The 14,102-nt window shown below is 38.0% G+C and carries 17 protein-coding genes and 6 pseudogenes; 18 read left to right on the top strand and 5 right to left on the bottom strand.

Translation table 11 applies throughout. The features are described 5' to 3' along the window. Window positions 1-140 precede the first annotated feature (140 nt). The 9 genes from SB658_RS20490 (at window position 141) to SB658_RS20450 (ending at window position 3,397) form a co-directional block, all read left to right on the top strand. Window positions 141-470, top strand: a complete 330-nt coding sequence (locus SB658_RS20490; protein WP_144500954.1) for a hypothetical protein — start codon at window positions 141-143, stop codon at window positions 468-470. A gap of 50 nt (window positions 471-520) precedes the next feature. Further along, complete coding sequence (locus tag SB658_RS20485; protein WP_144500953.1) at window positions 521-715, top strand: hypothetical protein; 195 nt, start codon at window positions 521-523, stop codon at window positions 713-715. 233 nt (window positions 716-948) lie between these two features. Next, on the top strand, window positions 949-1,374 hold the full coding sequence (locus SB658_RS20480) for a hypothetical protein (protein ID WP_144500952.1): 426 nt from the start codon (window positions 949-951) through the stop codon (window positions 1,372-1,374). Continuing rightward, the gene (locus SB658_RS20475) at window positions 1,355-1,903 is read left to right on the top strand and encodes a hypothetical protein (protein WP_144500951.1); all 549 of its coding nucleotides are present in this window, start codon (window positions 1,355-1,357) and stop codon (window positions 1,901-1,903) included. Before SB658_RS20480 ends, SB658_RS20475 begins: the two co-directional genes overlap by 20 nt. Then, the gene (locus SB658_RS20470; protein ID WP_144500950.1) at window positions 1,904-2,077 is read left to right on the top strand and encodes a hypothetical protein; all 174 of its coding nucleotides are present in this window, start codon (window positions 1,904-1,906) and stop codon (window positions 2,075-2,077) included. It abuts the gene before it with no gap. Beyond that, a complete protein-coding gene (locus tag SB658_RS20465; RefSeq protein ID WP_186437844.1) occupies window positions 2,074-2,241 on the top strand; it encodes a hypothetical protein in 168 nt (55 codons plus the stop codon). The genes SB658_RS20470 and SB658_RS20465 overlap by 4 nt, the downstream gene beginning before the upstream one ends. A gap of 53 nt (window positions 2,242-2,294) precedes the next feature. Further along, window positions 2,295-2,738, top strand: coding sequence for a group I intron-associated PD-(D/E)XK endonuclease (locus tag SB658_RS20460; protein ID WP_250628985.1), 444 nt, complete (start codon window positions 2,295-2,297; stop codon window positions 2,736-2,738). Window positions 2,739-2,829: 91 nt separating this feature from the next. Beyond that, window positions 2,830-3,159: a hypothetical protein gene (locus tag SB658_RS20455; RefSeq protein ID WP_116316033.1), complete on the top strand. Its 330-nt coding sequence runs from the start codon at window positions 2,830-2,832 to the stop codon at window positions 3,157-3,159. A 52-nt stretch (window positions 3,160-3,211) separates the two neighbouring features. Beyond that, on the top strand, window positions 3,212-3,397 hold the full coding sequence (locus tag SB658_RS20450) for a hypothetical protein (RefSeq protein ID WP_113712938.1): 186 nt from the start codon (window positions 3,212-3,214) through the stop codon (window positions 3,395-3,397). A gap of 11 nt (window positions 3,398-3,408) precedes the next feature. Here SB658_RS20450 and SB658_RS20445 read toward each other — a convergent pair. Continuing rightward, window positions 3,409-3,642: pseudogene (locus SB658_RS20445) on the bottom strand (helix-turn-helix domain-containing protein); the annotation flags it as partial. A 74-nt stretch (window positions 3,643-3,716) separates the two neighbouring features. Between SB658_RS20445 and SB658_RS20440 the strand changes: the two are divergent. From SB658_RS20440 to SB658_RS20400, 9 genes and pseudogenes are all read left to right on the top strand, one after another. Then, window positions 3,717-4,316 (top strand): Holliday junction resolvase RecU, encoded by a 600-nt coding sequence (locus tag SB658_RS20440; RefSeq protein ID WP_144500949.1) that lies wholly within the window; start codon window positions 3,717-3,719, stop codon window positions 4,314-4,316. Continuing rightward, on the top strand, window positions 4,313-4,459 hold the full coding sequence (locus tag SB658_RS20435; RefSeq protein WP_160171069.1) for a hypothetical protein: 147 nt from the start codon (window positions 4,313-4,315) through the stop codon (window positions 4,457-4,459). Before SB658_RS20440 ends, SB658_RS20435 begins: the two co-directional genes overlap by 4 nt. A gap of 88 nt (window positions 4,460-4,547) precedes the next feature. Further along, window positions 4,548-6,248, top strand: coding sequence for a recombinase family protein (locus tag SB658_RS20430; RefSeq protein WP_032721885.1), 1,701 nt, complete (start codon window positions 4,548-4,550; stop codon window positions 6,246-6,248). Then, a pseudogene (locus tag SB658_RS20425) lies at window positions 6,214-6,639 on the top strand (stage V sporulation protein K); the annotation flags it as partial. The gene SB658_RS20430 and the pseudogene SB658_RS20425, both read left to right, overlap by 35 nt. A 133-nt stretch (window positions 6,640-6,772) precedes the next feature. Next, on the top strand, window positions 6,773-8,035 hold the full coding sequence (gene hflX, locus SB658_RS20420; protein ID WP_049140071.1) for a GTPase HflX: 1,263 nt from the start codon (window positions 6,773-6,775) through the stop codon (window positions 8,033-8,035). Window positions 8,036-8,052: 17 nt separating this feature from the next. After that, window positions 8,053-9,318 (top strand): methionine gamma-lyase family protein, encoded by a 1,266-nt coding sequence (locus SB658_RS20415; RefSeq protein WP_029317829.1) that lies wholly within the window; start codon window positions 8,053-8,055, stop codon window positions 9,316-9,318. A gap of 109 nt (window positions 9,319-9,427) precedes the next feature. Then, the gene (gene glnR, locus SB658_RS20410; protein ID WP_014476884.1) at window positions 9,428-9,835 is read left to right on the top strand and encodes a transcriptional repressor GlnR; all 408 of its coding nucleotides are present in this window, start codon (window positions 9,428-9,430) and stop codon (window positions 9,833-9,835) included. A gap of 58 nt (window positions 9,836-9,893) precedes the next feature. After that, entirely contained in the window at window positions 9,894-11,228 is a 1,335-nt protein-coding gene (gene glnA, locus SB658_RS20405; RefSeq protein WP_015252037.1) for a type I glutamate--ammonia ligase, read from the top strand. 84 nt (window positions 11,229-11,312) lie between these two features. Continuing rightward, window positions 11,313-11,465, top strand: a pseudogene (locus SB658_RS20400) (peptidoglycan-binding domain-containing protein); the annotation flags it as partial. A gap of 38 nt (window positions 11,466-11,503) precedes the next feature. Here the strand turns inward: SB658_RS20400 and SB658_RS20395 are convergent. The 4 genes and pseudogenes from SB658_RS20395 to SB658_RS28365 form a co-directional block, all read right to left on the bottom strand. Then, window positions 11,504-11,802 (bottom strand): annotated as a pseudogene (locus SB658_RS20395) (contact-dependent growth inhibition system immunity protein). A gap of 3 nt (window positions 11,803-11,805) precedes the next feature. Continuing rightward, complete coding sequence (locus SB658_RS20390) at window positions 11,806-12,096, bottom strand: contact-dependent growth inhibition system immunity protein (protein WP_069839412.1); 291 nt, start codon at window positions 12,094-12,096, stop codon at window positions 11,806-11,808. Between the two features lie 18 nt (window positions 12,097-12,114). After that, window positions 12,115-12,542, bottom strand: a pseudogene (locus SB658_RS20385) (RNase A-like domain-containing protein). A 123-nt stretch (window positions 12,543-12,665) separates the two neighbouring features. Next, window positions 12,666-13,974, bottom strand: a pseudogene (locus SB658_RS28365) (ribonuclease YeeF family protein); the annotation flags it as partial. Between the last annotated feature and the right edge of the window lie 128 nt (window positions 13,975-14,102).

The following is a 14,102-nucleotide window of genomic DNA, read 5'->3' as shown; positions in this document are numbered from 1 at the left end:
AAGCTTGTTTGAATCATATTATGGAGACTTTTTCAGGGATTATACACGTTTTTACAAAGAGAGGGTGATTTTAATGTCTATTGGCCATGGAGCATAAATTAGCATGGACTGAATCATAGGTTTAGATAGGGGGATACATATTGCCACATTCATTTTCATTAGTTCTTAGCAAGAGGCTTCCCTTAAGAATGTTAATTAAACTTTGTGAAATTGACTTCAAGATGCAATTGGGTAAACCAGTATTGGGATTCTCCTCTGGGATACAGGAAGACATCGGTTTATTTCTAACTGTAAGTTCAAGACAAATCGAATTCCGCTTTTTGCGTAAAGGAAATTTTAGAGTGGCACTCAAGAAGGTTGAAGATTTCATTGGAAAGCAATTTCAAGGTGAAACTGTTGGAGTTGTTTATCACGATAGCGTATCAAGGTTAAGAGACATACCAAAAGTTGATGTTATTAATTTAAGGTAAGAGGAATTAAAATTCTAATTTTATTTAAAAAAGAAAGAGGGGTGGTAACGATGGTTAAATTAGATGATTATTTATCAAGAACAAATGCACACTTATTAAATGACTTTAAGTGGGGGAGTCAGGGGCAAAGTGAGTTCAACAAATTTATGAATTTAGTGAGAAAGAAGTTTGTACAAGAAGAGGAGTATCGTAATGAACTAACTACAGCAGTAAAGATTGTAAGGGGATCTGATCAAGCGAGCTAGGTTGTTTAAGAATAGTTTAAATAAAATGTTGATTTCATTTGAAAAAGGAGTTGGAGCAATTTGAAATGGAACTATCGCCTTTTCATAAACGATGTTTTCTGGAAGGGATATGGCGAGGATATCCAACTGTGCAACAATTAGAGGTTGAAAGAAGATCTTATAAAAATTCTGGGTTTTATAAGGGTGGGAAAATTAAGATAGAAGTTGCCTAATTTTATAAAGGGGTTGCGTATATGAAGAACGCAGTTGAGCGGTTTGATTGGTGGGGAGTGACTTTAACTGGTAAGTATAAAACAGTTAAGACTTTATACCAATTGATGGACATCAACAAAAAACTGTTCGAGAATCTCTACAAGGTGCAAGCAGATACAATTGAAGAGCTTGTAAACAAACTATATGAACAGGTTCCTGAGTATGAGAAGAAGTTCTTGAATTTTATCAATAAGCAACTACCTATACTGAAAAGGTGTTTGCAATTCGAGTTACCCTATAATCCTAAACTAATATCGAGCATCGAATACGAAAACTACATATCCAGTGCTGAAATTGATTGCGAATATCCCTTTGATGCTAGGGATTGCATTATTACTTTCTTTCAACGGATACCAGAAATAATCGGTTCATACAAGGAGGAGTTAAATGAAGAATACAGAGTTTAAGATAACAAGTTTCTTACAGGAATATAAACGAAGAGACGAGATGCGAAGAGATTTTATTATTCATGAAGGCTACACTGCTATCGAAGAGATCATGAAAGAAGTTAATCAGAGGGGATCTCTAAATGAGGCTGATATTTATTATGGAACACCTAAGCCTCAACTAAGTTTCTCGGACGTTGAATTAGGTTACATGCTTACTTCAATGATGGAATATGCGACAAATCATGTGGGGAATCCAGTTGATGAGGAATGTGAATTTGAAAATAAACTGGCTTACTTTGAGTATAAGGACGAGATAATTCAGATTTTTGAAGTGTATGGCCAAGGTACTGACAGCTGGTTTTCTAAACCTAGTGAAGATACCATTGAAAGATTGAATAACACAGCTTACGGAGTGTATTTGATCCAGTTCGATGATTTTATTAATTACACTAAAAATAAAGATAGTGAGAGCAACAAGCTTTCTTCAAGTAGCACGATCTTAAATGACATTACCGGCGGACATACAGTCGAAAGAGGTTCAAAGTAGATGATTGTTACAGCATGGATTTTGTTGATTATGTTTGGTTTATTCGCTTTATCAGATTTGAACTTAACTGAAGATGAAACAAAGCATATCAAGTTCTTCATAATATTGAAATTCGTTTCTGTTTTTATAGCTGCCATAGCTGCAGGAGTAATTTGGGGAGGGTTATTTCAATGAAAGGAGGTAAACATGAACTTTTAGAAGATGTAAGCAGCGACTACAAGATTAAGCCTTCAAAGATGAAGTGGGTAAAACCAATAAAAATGAGCCAACATCAGAAGGAAGAATTTCATGAATTGACTAATTATGAGCCAGTTGAGTTAAGTCAAACAACTAAATAAAATCGGTCTTTTATACAAATATAAAATAAAATTAGTGGAGGTAATATGTGGGGATGTTAAAAGATGAAAAAAGAAAAACTGGTGATTGTGGAGAGTTTCTAGTTTTATATGACTTAACTAAAAAGGGGTTTGAGCTTTTTGCACCAATGAACAACGGAAGTTTAATTGATATTGTAGCTATAAAAAATGATAAATCTTTTAAAATTCAAGTAAAAGCTTCTAATAAGATTTTAAATGATAAGTTGGTATTTGATATTCGAAGATCTAACAATGTGTATTCAGAAAATAGTTTTGATGTTCTAGCATTAGTTGACACTGTAAACAATAAAGTTGCTTATTTAAAGTGGGAAGAGATGTATAGCCGTAGCACAATAAAAATGAGAACTAGTGACTATAATAGAAATTTCCATAGTCCGCATACCACAGTACATTACTTTGATGATCACTTAGAATTCCCATATAGAGTGAATGAGCCTGATATACTTGTTGCCCATTAACTAATTAAAGACAAATACTAATCAAGAAACGATATACATAATGCATAATATTGATACCATAATAAATCTTTAATTTAAAAAGGAGAGTCAAATGAATTTAAAAAATATTGATGAAAGTCGCTACAAAAAGACATACTCGGTGCAACCAAATGATATCTTTTTTGTTGTTAGAAAGAATGGGACTCAAACACCTTATCTGATTTATAAAGATAAAAATAAAATGCTGAAATTAATCAATTTACAAAGTGGTGCATCTAATTATTGTGCTGATACTATAGATTCTTTAGTCGGTATCTATATTAAAGAAAATCAAGAATCACCAGCAAATAAAGTTAATCCAATTAAAGAATATTTTTTTGCAAAAAGCCATGAAACATCCATTCATGTACATAACACATTTAATTATAATCCAATCAAATAAGGAGTGAGGTCAGAAATCTTGTGAATGTATATATGAGAAAGAAGTGAGAAAAATTAACGAGACTTATCATTCAATTCATACACTGTATAACAAAATGGATAGACAAATGAAAACCGTAAAGGAGGCCATTGAAGAAAAAGATTTGCAAAGAGCGCACCGTAACTTAATTAACTTAGCTGACAATAATGAGGAATTAATGCAAGAAATCAGGTGGATCAAAAAGGGAACCACCTTGTAAGTTATTTGACCCAATTGTCTGCGCTCTTTAAAGTTCCATACATAAAGCTCTTCGATAGAGCAACCTATAGCATCAGCAATTGTCATTGCAGTTCCAATATTCATATTTGATTTAAAACCAACTACATAATCATTAATAAGTTGTTTTGATAATCCAGTACGTTCAACAAGATCATCAATTGAAACGCTATGTTCATGCATGAGCTCATTGAGTCTTGAATCAACTGGTTTCCATTGTTTTTTCACTTAGTACACCTCTTTCAGCAACGATTTTAGCACATACAGAATTTACCTTCAATATAGATTAGGAGAGTGATTGATTGGGAGCAAACAATCAAGGGAAAGTTTTTGAAACGAATATTGAAAAATCTGCAATAGATCAGAAGTTATTCTTCTACCGGATTAAAGACGTTAATCCGATGTTCTTGAAAAGAGGAGCATCAGTATCAAAAAACAAATATGACTGTTTCCTGCATTTTAATGGATACTTGTTCCCCTTTGAGCTTAAGTCGACAAAGAACAAGTCCATTTCCTTCAGTGAGAAGATCATAAAAGGGCAGCAGATTAAACATTTAAAAGAGGCAGCACAGTACCCAAACATAATTCCTGGTTTTCTGTTTCAGTTTAGAGAGCCTGAGAACAAGGTTTATTTCGTACATATTGATGAATTTTTGAAATACAAAAACATAGCCGAAAAGCAGTTAGAACACACATATAATAATAAAGTTAACAAGTCCAGTATCCCGATAGCAATTTGTGAAGAGATCGGTACAGAAGTGCGCTGGATGAAAAAGAAAGTGAATTATACATATTATCTAAACAAACTTTGCGATGAATTGATAAAGAAATCCAAGTTATTGGACAAACCACTTAATTCATACATTGATGACAAGTCATCTATGGGAGTGGTGCATCAATGAGCAAAAGAAGAGAATGCGCAGAAAACTATAAGGTAACCACAGTTATTAATCAGGATGTAGAAAATTGGGTTGAAGAGGTGATATCAACTAAAGAATTTTATGATTTTGCAGCTACATTAATGTACAAGTATAAAAAAGCATAAGGTAAAACAAGTATACCTGTTTTTCCCATGGTATACTTGTGCTTATATACAGACATAAAAGATAAAGCAATATGGAGGTTATGATCTATTGCTTATATTAAAGGGAGATCAAAAGCTAAGTACGGACAATATAATGCATTTGATTGGCAAAATTAATGCATTGATTTATGCCAGAGTATCAACAACAGATCAAGCTAATAAGGGTTTTTCAATTGAGTCACAAATAGAAAGGTGTAAAGAAAGAGCAATCTCTAAATTTGGATACAAGGAAAGCGAAATAATTGCGTTAGTTGAACCGGGGGGCATGGGAGATGATCCAAACCGGCCAGCTCTTAATCACGCCTTATATTTATTAGAAAAAGGACTAGGAAAAAAATTCATAGTATTACACCCAGATCGTCTAACTAGAGATAACACCTTACAGGGTGTGGTATCAAGAAGAATATGGGGTATGGGTGTTGATATCGAGTTTATTGAATTTGAAGTAAATCCTCATGATCCTGAATCAATGCTGATGTACAACATTCAAGGTTCAATTGCACAGTACAATAAGGCGAAAATTCATGCTAACTCAAAGCGAGGAAGATTGGCTAAAGCAAAGAAAGGTGAATTTCCTTCATTTAAAAGGTTGTATGGGTACAAATTTAATACAGTGACAGATCTTCCTGAGTATAACGAAGAAGAAAAAGAAATATTGCTTGAAATGAAGGATATGCTCTTAAACAAAAAAATGTCCTCGAATGAAATTGCTAAAGAACTTTCAAGAAGGGGAGTTGCTGCTCCTAACGGAAAGACTTGGTATCAGGCAACTGTAAGTAGAATGTTGCAGAATGAAGATTACACAGGTGATTTTTATTATGGAAAGTCAAAAGTTGTTCAAATTAACGGTAAGAAGAAACAGGTGCCGACAAACAAAGACGAATGGATATTGATAAAGATTCCTCCAATGTGGGATAAAGCTACACGAGAGCAAATCATTGAGCGATTGAAGAGCAACTTTAAGGGAAGAAGTCGAGCTACTAAAGACTATTTGCTGAAAAACAAGGCGAAATGCGGCCGTTGTGGAGGGGCATGTGGCTCAGGAATAACTTCTAAAACTAAATCAGGCGTATATAAGTATTATTCTTGTAGAGCAAAGACTGCAAAAGGATATCAAAATGGCAAGAAAGTTGTTTCATGTGAAGGTAAGAACTGGAGAGTCGATATCGTTGATGAAGTTTTTTGGAACTGGTTTATAAAACTCCTGAAGAATCCAGAGAAATTTCTAGAATCATTTTTAGAGGAAGCGTCTGATCAAAAGAAAATCGATGAACTCAAAGCAAAAGCAAGTCGACTAGAAAAACAACTCGGTGAGATAGATGAAGAAATAGCAAATTATGTAATTCTTTTTGGGAAAGGGAAAATTAAAGAAAGTATGTTCGACCAACTGTCTCAGCCATTGGAACAGAACAAAGAGCATATTGAGAATGAGATTAAAATAATTAATTCACAATTGGCTGCAAATAAACAAACTGAAGACAAAAAACAAAAAATGATCGAGTATATTGGCTCGTTCTCTAAAATGATTAAAAATGAAATTACAATAGAAGAAAAACGGCAATTCCTTGATTTCTTCATTGAAAAAGTAACTCTGTTTGATGATGATCACATGGAAGTTGTATGGAAAAGTTCTTCACTTAATAATGAAAACAGCCATGTGGATTTTCTTAACGGCGAGCAGGGAGGGGAGTTTATAAACTCGCATAAAAGACTAAACCATATTCAAGCATATGGAAGACAAACAGCATGAGTTTATTTTGATACTCGCCGGATATTCACGGGAAATGGATCATTTTCTCTCGTTAAATCCCGGTCTCCAATCAAGATTTCCCATCTCCATTGATTTTCCGGATTACTCTGTGACCCAGCTCATGGAGATTGCGAAACGAATGATCGATGAAAGGGAATACCAGCTCAGTCAAGAAGCTGAATGGAAATTGAAAGATTACTTAATGACAGTGAAAAGCACGACAAGTCCCATTAAATTCAGCAATGGACGTTTTGTCAGAAATGTGATCGAAAAATCGATCAGAGCACAAGCCATGAGGCTTTTAATGGGAGACCAATACTTAAAAAGCGACTTGATGACCATCAAAAGCCAAGATCTTTCCATTAAAGAAGAAGCATCTGGATCTGCATAGACCTCTCAGTTTTTGAGAGGTCTGTTTTTTTGCTCGTATTTCCGCTTTTCAAAGCAATCGATTTGTGGTATACACATGCAGGGTTTGGTATGATAATACTACTGCCCAATATGCAAAAGAAAGGAACATCCATTTGAACGAACAAGAAACGATTCAGGAGAAAGCCATTTTAGTCGGATGTCAGCTGCCGCATATCACGGATGAGCATTTTGAAAATTCTATGGAAGAGCTAGCATCTCTGACGAAAACAGCAGACGGAAAAGTACTGACCAGCGTCACACAAAAACGGAACAGGGCTGACGCCGCTACATATATAGGAAAAGGGAAGGTAGAAGAGCTGAAGGCACTGGTGGAAGAGCTTGAAGCTGATCTCCTCATCTTTAATGATGAACTGTCGCCAAGTCAGCTGAAGTCATTGGCAACAGCAATTGAAGTGAAGATGATTGACCGCACGCAATTGATATTAGATATTTTTGCAAAGCGGGCGAGAACGAGAGAAGGCAAACTTCAAATTGAGCTGGCTCAGCTGCAATATGCACTGCCGCGTCTGACGGGACAAGGGATCAACCTTTCCCGGCAAGGCGGTGGAATTGGGGCAAGAGGTCCCGGGGAAACGAAACTGGAAACCGACCGCCGCCATATCAGAAATCGCATTCATGAAATCAACACACAGCTTTCCACTGTCATTCGCCATAGAAGCCGATACCGTGAAAGAAGAAAGAAAAACGGTGTGCTTCAAATTGCGCTTGTCGGCTATACAAACGCAGGGAAATCAACATGGTTCAACCGTCTGACGAGTGCTGACAGCTATGAAGAAGACCTCCTGTTTGCCACGCTCGATCCGATGACCAGAAAAATGGTCCTGCCAAGCGGCTACAGTGTTCTTCTATCAGATACAGTAGGATTTATTCAGGATCTTCCGACGACATTGATTGCTGCATTCCGCTCAACGCTTGAGGAAGTAAAAGAAGCGGATTTAATTCTGCATTTAATTGATTCTTCAAATGAGGATTATGCGGGACATGAAAAAACAGTGCTTCGGCTGCTTGAGGAGCTTGAAGCAGATGATATCCCGATGCTGACGGCTTACAATAAACGTGATCAAAAACTGCCTGATTTTATACCGACCGCCGGAAGGGATCACATTATGGTCAGTGCGAAATTTGAGGACGACGCTGCAGCCTTTAAAGAAGCGATTCAGCGCTATTTGCGCGAAGAACTGTTAACGTCTTTTGAAGCACATGTGCCGGCAAGTGAAGGGAAGCTCCTTTCCAGAATCAAATCGGAAACGATGGTAGACCGCTTCTATTTTAATGAAGAAAATGAACAGTATGACATATCCGGCTATGTCCAAGAAGAGCAAAGTATCATCGGTGAATTAAAGAAGTATATGTAGGAAGGAAATATAAAGACATGTTTGACACATTAACACACGGAGAATTATTGAAGAAAACGGCAATGGAAGTGGAAGCGGACATTGCCGGCATTCATAAACAAATAGAAGAAATCAGCGAGCGAAATGAGTGGAGAGTGCTTCAAAGCTATAGAAAACACAAAGTAAGCGACACTCATTTCACGCCGTCTACTGGATACGGCTATGATGATATCGGAAGAGACACGCTTGAAAGCATATATGCGGATGTGTTTGGCGGAGAAGCGGGGCTTGTAAGGCCGCAAATCATTTCAGGAACACATGCCATCTCGATTGCTTTGTTTGGTGTCCTCAGACCGGGGGACGAGCTCCTTTATATCACGGGCAAGCCGTATGATACACTCGAGGAAATTGTGGGCGTCAGGGGTGGAGAAAACGCTGGTTCGTTAAAGGATTTTCAAATCGGCTATAATGCGGTTGATCTGACGAAAGACGGAAAGATAGACTATGATGCAGTCGCCGCTGCGATCAATCCGAAGACAAAAGTAATCGGCATTCAGCGCTCAAAAGGATATGCGAATCGCCCTTCTTTCTTAATTAGTGAAATAAAAGAAATGATCCGTTTTGTAAAAGAAATCAATGAAAACCTGATCGTCTTTGTGGACAACTGTTACGGAGAATTTGTGGAAGAGCTTGAGCCTTGCCATGTTGGAGCCGATCTGATGGCGGGATCTCTCATAAAAAATCCGGGCGGCGGCCTTGCGAAAACAGGCGGCTACCTCGTCGGGAAAGCGAAATGGATTGAAGCTTGCTCATACCGTATGACGTCACCAGGCATCGGCAGAGAAGCGGGGGCATCTCTTTACTCGCTCCAAGAAATGTACCAAGGCTTCTTTTTGGCGCCTCACGTTGTGTCTCAAAGTTTAAAGGGAGCGGTGTTTACAGCGAGATTCCTTGAAAAACTGGGCTTCACTTCAAACCCGAAATGGGATGCGAAAAGAACGGATTTGATACAATCCGTTGAGTTTTCTGACAGAGAAAAGATGATTGCTTTTTGCCAGGCTATTCAATTTGCATCGCCAATCAATGCTCATGTGACGCCTTATCCAGCCTACATGCCGGGATACGAAGATGATGTCATTATGGCAGCAGGCACTTTTATTCAAGGAGCAAGCATCGAATTATCAGCTGATGGCCCTATCCGCCCGCCGTATGTAGCGTATGTTCAGGGAGGATTAACCTATTCGCATGTGAAGAATGCCATATGCAGTGCAGTGGATTCATTGATGGAAAAGCAATTAATTTAAATTTTTTAAAAATTTCTCTGGATTCGATGTTAAGAATCCTTACATCTTATTGACACAAAATATAACATCACCTATAATGAAACTAAGTTAAGAAAAGGAGGAAATTGAGATGAGTGATAATATTCGCCGCTCAATGCCTTTATTTCCAATAGGAATTGTCATGCAGTTAACTGAGTTATCAGCAAGACAAATTCGATATTATGAGGAAAATGGACTGATATTTCCAGCCAGAAGTGAAGGGAATAGACGATTATTTTCATTTCATGATGTAGATAAACTGTTAGAAATCAAGCACCTGATAGAACAAGGTGTAAACATGGCAGGAATTAAACAGATTCTGGCGAAAGCCGAAGCCGAGCCAGAACAAAAACAAAGCGAGAAGACGAAAAAACCAATGAAACATGATCTGTCCGATGACGAACTGAGACAACTCCTGAAAAACGAGCTCATGCAAGCCGGCCGTTTTCAAAGAGGGAATACATTCCGTCAAGGCGACATGTCCCGCTTCTTTCATTAATCCGTTAGCAACTGTTTTGCTATATACATTTACCTTTTAAGAGGAGGAATTTTACCAAATGGCAAAGTACACTAGAGAAGATATCGAAAAATTAGTAAAAGAAGAAAACGTGAAGTATATCCGCCTTCAATTTACTGACATTCTTGGAACAATCAAGAATGTTGAGATTCCTGTAAGCCAGCTTGGAAAAGCGCTTGATAATAAAGTCATGTTTGACGGTTCTTCTATTGAGGGATTCGTTCGTATCGAAGAGTCAGACATGTACCTGTATCCAGATCTAAATACATTTGTTATCTTCCCATGGACAGCTGAAAAAGGTAAAGTAGCACGTTTCATCTGTGATATTTACAATCCGGATGGCACACCTTTCGAAGGTGACCCGCGAAACAACTTAAAACGGATTCTGAAAGAAATGGAAGACCTCGGCTTCAGTGATTTTAACCTTGGACCTGAGCCTGAATTCTTCTTATTCAAATTGGACGAAAAAGGCGAGCCGACGCTTGAACTAAACGACAAAGGCGGATATTTCGACTTAGCTCCAACTGATTTAGGAGAAAACTGCCGCCGCGATATCGTACTTGAGCTTGAAGAGATGGGCTTTGAAATCGAAGCGTCTCACCACGAAGTAGCACCTGGTCAGCACGAAATCGACTTTAAATATGCTGGAGCAGTCCGCTCTTGTGATGACATCCAAACATTTAAACTAGTTGTCAAAACAATTGCCCGCAAACACGGCCTGCATGCGACATTTATGCCAAAACCATTGTTCGGTGTGAACGGTTCAGGTATGCACTGCAATCTATCACTCTTCAAAAATGGTGTTAACGCATTCTTTGATGAAAGCGCAGATCTTCAGTTAAGTGAAACAGCGAAACACTTCATCGCAGGTATCGTGAAGCACGCAACAAGCTTTACAGCAGTAACAAACCCGACAGTAAACTCTTACAAACGTCTTGTTCCTGGCTATGAAGCACCTTGCTATGTAGCATGGAGCGCGCAAAACAGAAGCCCGCTTATCCGTATCCCGGCTTCTCGCGGCATCAGCACACGTGTTGAAGTACGCAGCGTAGACCCAGCTGCAAACCCATACCTTGCACTTAGCGTATTGCTTGCTGCAGGATTAGACGGAATCAAAAACAAACTGGAAGCGCCGGCTCCAATCGACCGCAACATCTATGTGATGAGCAAAGAAGAGCGCATGGAAAACGGAATCGTTGACCTTCCAGCAACACTTGCGGAAGCACTAGAAGAATTCAAATCAAACGAAGTCATGGTCAAAGCGCTGGGCGAGCACCTATTCGAACACTTCATCGAAGCAAAAGAAATCGAATGGGATATGTTCCGCACACAAGTACATCCTTGGGAACGCGAACAGTATATGTCTCAGTATTAATCTTTCAATCCCTTGGCACTATTGGTGTCAGGGGATTTTTTGATTAATTAAACAATTTAATAATTTAATATAGATCATGTAACACCAGACAAAAGGGCGAAGAATAACGGCATTGCCGGCGTGTATGGTCCGAGAACAGCAAACGCGGTCCAACGGTTCCAGTCAGTATGTGGCCTTTCTGCTGACGGTATTTATGGACCTAAGACTAAAGCGAAAATTGAAGCGAAATTGAATTAATAAAAGAAGCCCTTCTTAAAAGAGGGCTCTTTTTCTAGCTATGTTGTTTTAAGGTGTTTTCTAATTTGTTCAGTGACTTGCTTAAGCCATTCCAAGGGTGTTATATCATCTTCAGGAAAGTATATACCATCCGCTGCTTCCTCTATAAATTCATTCTTGTCTTCTTCTGAATAATCACTATTTAAAAACTCAGTTAGTCTATTAAATCTCTTTCTTTTAATTTTTGTGATGCTTCATTTAGATATTCATTAAGAGCATCTTCAGGAGATTCTATATCTTGGTGGAAATGTCCGCCGAGAAATCTAAATACAGGATCAGAAACTTTAATTTCAATCATTGCTTATATAGCCTCTTTTATTTCTATAATTACTTTTTTCAACCATTGTAAAGGAGTTAAATCGATTGCCGGAAAATAAATCTCCGTATATGATTTTATAAAACTTTCTTTCTCTTGATCAGATATGTTTTCATTTAAAAACTCTTCACAAAATTTTATTGTGAAAACTAAGCATTCTTTACTTGATTCAGCTATAAATTCTTTCAGAGCTTGTTCTGGTGAACCCATGTCCTGATGAAATGTTCCTTCTAAAAAATCACTTAATTCTTCCAGAGTATCATAATTCTCGTACATTGTTATTCAGAACTCCTTTTATTTTGTAGGATAGCCAGTTAAAATAAATTCCCCATTTTTACTCTTTTTCAATACTATTGTAGCGTTGGTAGCATCCTTAGCAACATTTGAACCTTTTTCTACTCTTCTGCCGAGAACTTCTCCATCACCTTTGTATCTTAAAGGAAGAGTACGTCTACTGTTAGGATTAGAGAGCCATTTTTTATTTTAGTAATGTTTTTTGGATCACTTAGAACTGAACTGGCGACTTTTTCTGCAGTAGCTCTATCTTTAAATGAAGAAGACCCAGAGATTTTTGTATCTTTTATTAAACGTTGAAATAGTCCGCCATCAGTCTTCCCAACATGTCTTTCTATAAGATGCCCGCCTTTTGCTTCATGAGCAGCTAATCCGCCGCCAGGTGCGAGAGGGGTACTATCACCTTGTTTAACATTACCTGTACCCATGTTGTTAGAACTTTCAGATCTTCTGAGAACACTCTCTTTTTTATCTTCCGCAATACTTTTTAGCAGCGGAGTATTTTTCACGTTAATGGTTTTCTCAGCATCTTGAAGGATTCCTTCTAATGCAGGAGTATATCGATTTACAGGAGAATTGACAAACTGTTTTACAGACTTTCCACCTTTCTTAATTGTGCCACCAGCTGCTTTCCCAACTTTAGCAAGATCTTTCGAGCCTGTTGAGACAGAGGACTTTCCACCTTTCAATAACAGAAGACTTCCGCCCAAGTAAGTAACGTAGTGCAACCGTGTGTATGCATCCCCGTGAATCATTTTTGTATCCCAATTATCCTTCAATGTGTCAACCATACTTTGAAAGGCAGCTTGATAGTCGTATTCCAAAACGGTCTCCAGCACGTTTTGAGGATCTTTGTTAAGATTGTCAATTGTCCAACCGATATTCCATCCGAATTGAATGGCTCCTTCACCGGTATCCTTGGCAAGATCGTATATACCAACAATCGCACCCTTGGCGCTATCACCTATGATTCGCAACACTTCTTTTCCGTTATCCATGAAAGCTTTACGCTAGTTCAAGAAATGAAACAAATTCAAGCTGTGCAGGGGTAAGATTCTCATAGCCGACCTTCTTGGCAATTTTTAAGTATTCATCCGGGTCAGTCACTCCGTCAGCTAGCTTTTTCTTTAAATCTTTAATTTCCCGTTCTTTCGCTGCATCTTTCTTGATCTTCAAATAAGCTTCAGTTTGTTTTTCAATATCGCCTTGTTTCTTATGTATGTCACTTTCGCGGTACGCCTTGGCGTTGTAATGAATGGGCGTAGCATTTTTGCCTTTGCCTGTGGATTCCTCAAGCTTTTGAAAGTCCTTCTTGATGAATTGCTCGTTTGGTTCTGACTGGGCATATTCAGTAACAAGTGCTTCGTCCACGCTGCCTAGTTTATCGACTGTTTTTTTGCGTTTGTCCTCCGCATCGGCGAGTTCGTCTTTAAAGTCTTCTGTCGAGAACAAATCAAGTGGGAGAATGTCATCGATATCATGTAAGATATCTTTCATCGCTTTCTTTTGTTCAGACATTATGGATTTTGATTTTGTGTAGGCGTTAGCCAGTTCGTGTTCTAAGAAGGATTCTTCTATATATGCATCAGATAAGCTGGCGTCCTCTAAAGTGCCTGAAATGCTCGTCAAGAAAGCAATTTTCATATCAAGTAAGTCAATCCAATTGTCAGCTACACCTGCGTGGTCTTGATAAAATGCTTTAATGTTGTCAGCGCCTTTGCCGGAAAACTCACTGTCATCTAAATCAGCTACAGCTTTAAAAGCCTTTTTTAGATTGACCATCTGACTTCTTAATTCCTTGTATTCTTTTGCGCGTTTATTTGCTTCGGAAAGCAGCGATTTGGCTTCAAATACTTTCATGATCATATCCTTTCGTTAGAATAGCTCCAACAAGATTTTACCATGGGAAAATGAAGAAATAGATTAGATGTGATACAAAAGTGTGAAATGATCAATTTGTTCCGTGTCATTTTATCTATTGCGATCTT

This window comes from Bacillus sp. SIMBA_008, assembly GCF_046535495.1.
In the GTDB taxonomy this organism is placed as follows: domain Bacteria; phylum Bacillota; class Bacilli; order Bacillales; family Bacillaceae; genus Bacillus; species Bacillus subtilis.
This window is presented reverse-complemented; position numbering and strand designations above follow the sequence as displayed.

What these genes read in the sequence shown, in the direction of transcription:
- SB658_RS20475 (WP_144500951.1), top strand. Translation starts at nt 1,355, where the DNA reads ATGAAGAATACAGAGTTTAAGATAACAAGTTTCTTACAGGAATATAAA.
- SB658_RS20415 (WP_029317829.1), top strand. Translation starts at nt 8,053, where the DNA reads ATGTTTGACACATTAACACACGGAGAATTATTGAAGAAAACGGCAATG.
- SB658_RS20435 (WP_160171069.1), top strand. Translation starts at nt 4,313, where the DNA reads ATGAGCAAAAGAAGAGAATGCGCAGAAAACTATAAGGTAACCACAGTT.
- SB658_RS20455 (WP_116316033.1), top strand. Translation starts at nt 2,830, where the DNA reads ATGAATTTAAAAAATATTGATGAAAGTCGCTACAAAAAGACATACTCG.
- SB658_RS20390 (WP_069839412.1), bottom strand. Translation starts at nt 12,096, where the DNA reads ATGTACGAGAATTATGATACTCTGGAAGAATTAAGTGATTTTTTAGAA.
- glnR (WP_014476884.1), top strand. Translation starts at nt 9,428, where the DNA reads ATGAGTGATAATATTCGCCGCTCAATGCCTTTATTTCCAATAGGAATT.
- SB658_RS20470 (WP_144500950.1), top strand. Translation starts at nt 1,904, where the DNA reads ATGATTGTTACAGCATGGATTTTGTTGATTATGTTTGGTTTATTCGCT.
- SB658_RS20460 (WP_250628985.1), top strand. Translation starts at nt 2,295, where the DNA reads ATGTTAAAAGATGAAAAAAGAAAAACTGGTGATTGTGGAGAGTTTCTA.
- glnA (WP_015252037.1), top strand. Translation starts at nt 9,894, where the DNA reads ATGGCAAAGTACACTAGAGAAGATATCGAAAAATTAGTAAAAGAAGAA.
- SB658_RS20485 (WP_144500953.1), top strand. Translation starts at nt 521, where the DNA reads ATGGTTAAATTAGATGATTATTTATCAAGAACAAATGCACACTTATTA.
- SB658_RS20480 (WP_144500952.1), top strand. Translation starts at nt 949, where the DNA reads ATGAAGAACGCAGTTGAGCGGTTTGATTGGTGGGGAGTGACTTTAACT.
- SB658_RS20465 (WP_186437844.1), top strand. Translation starts at nt 2,074, where the DNA reads ATGAAAGGAGGTAAACATGAACTTTTAGAAGATGTAAGCAGCGACTAC.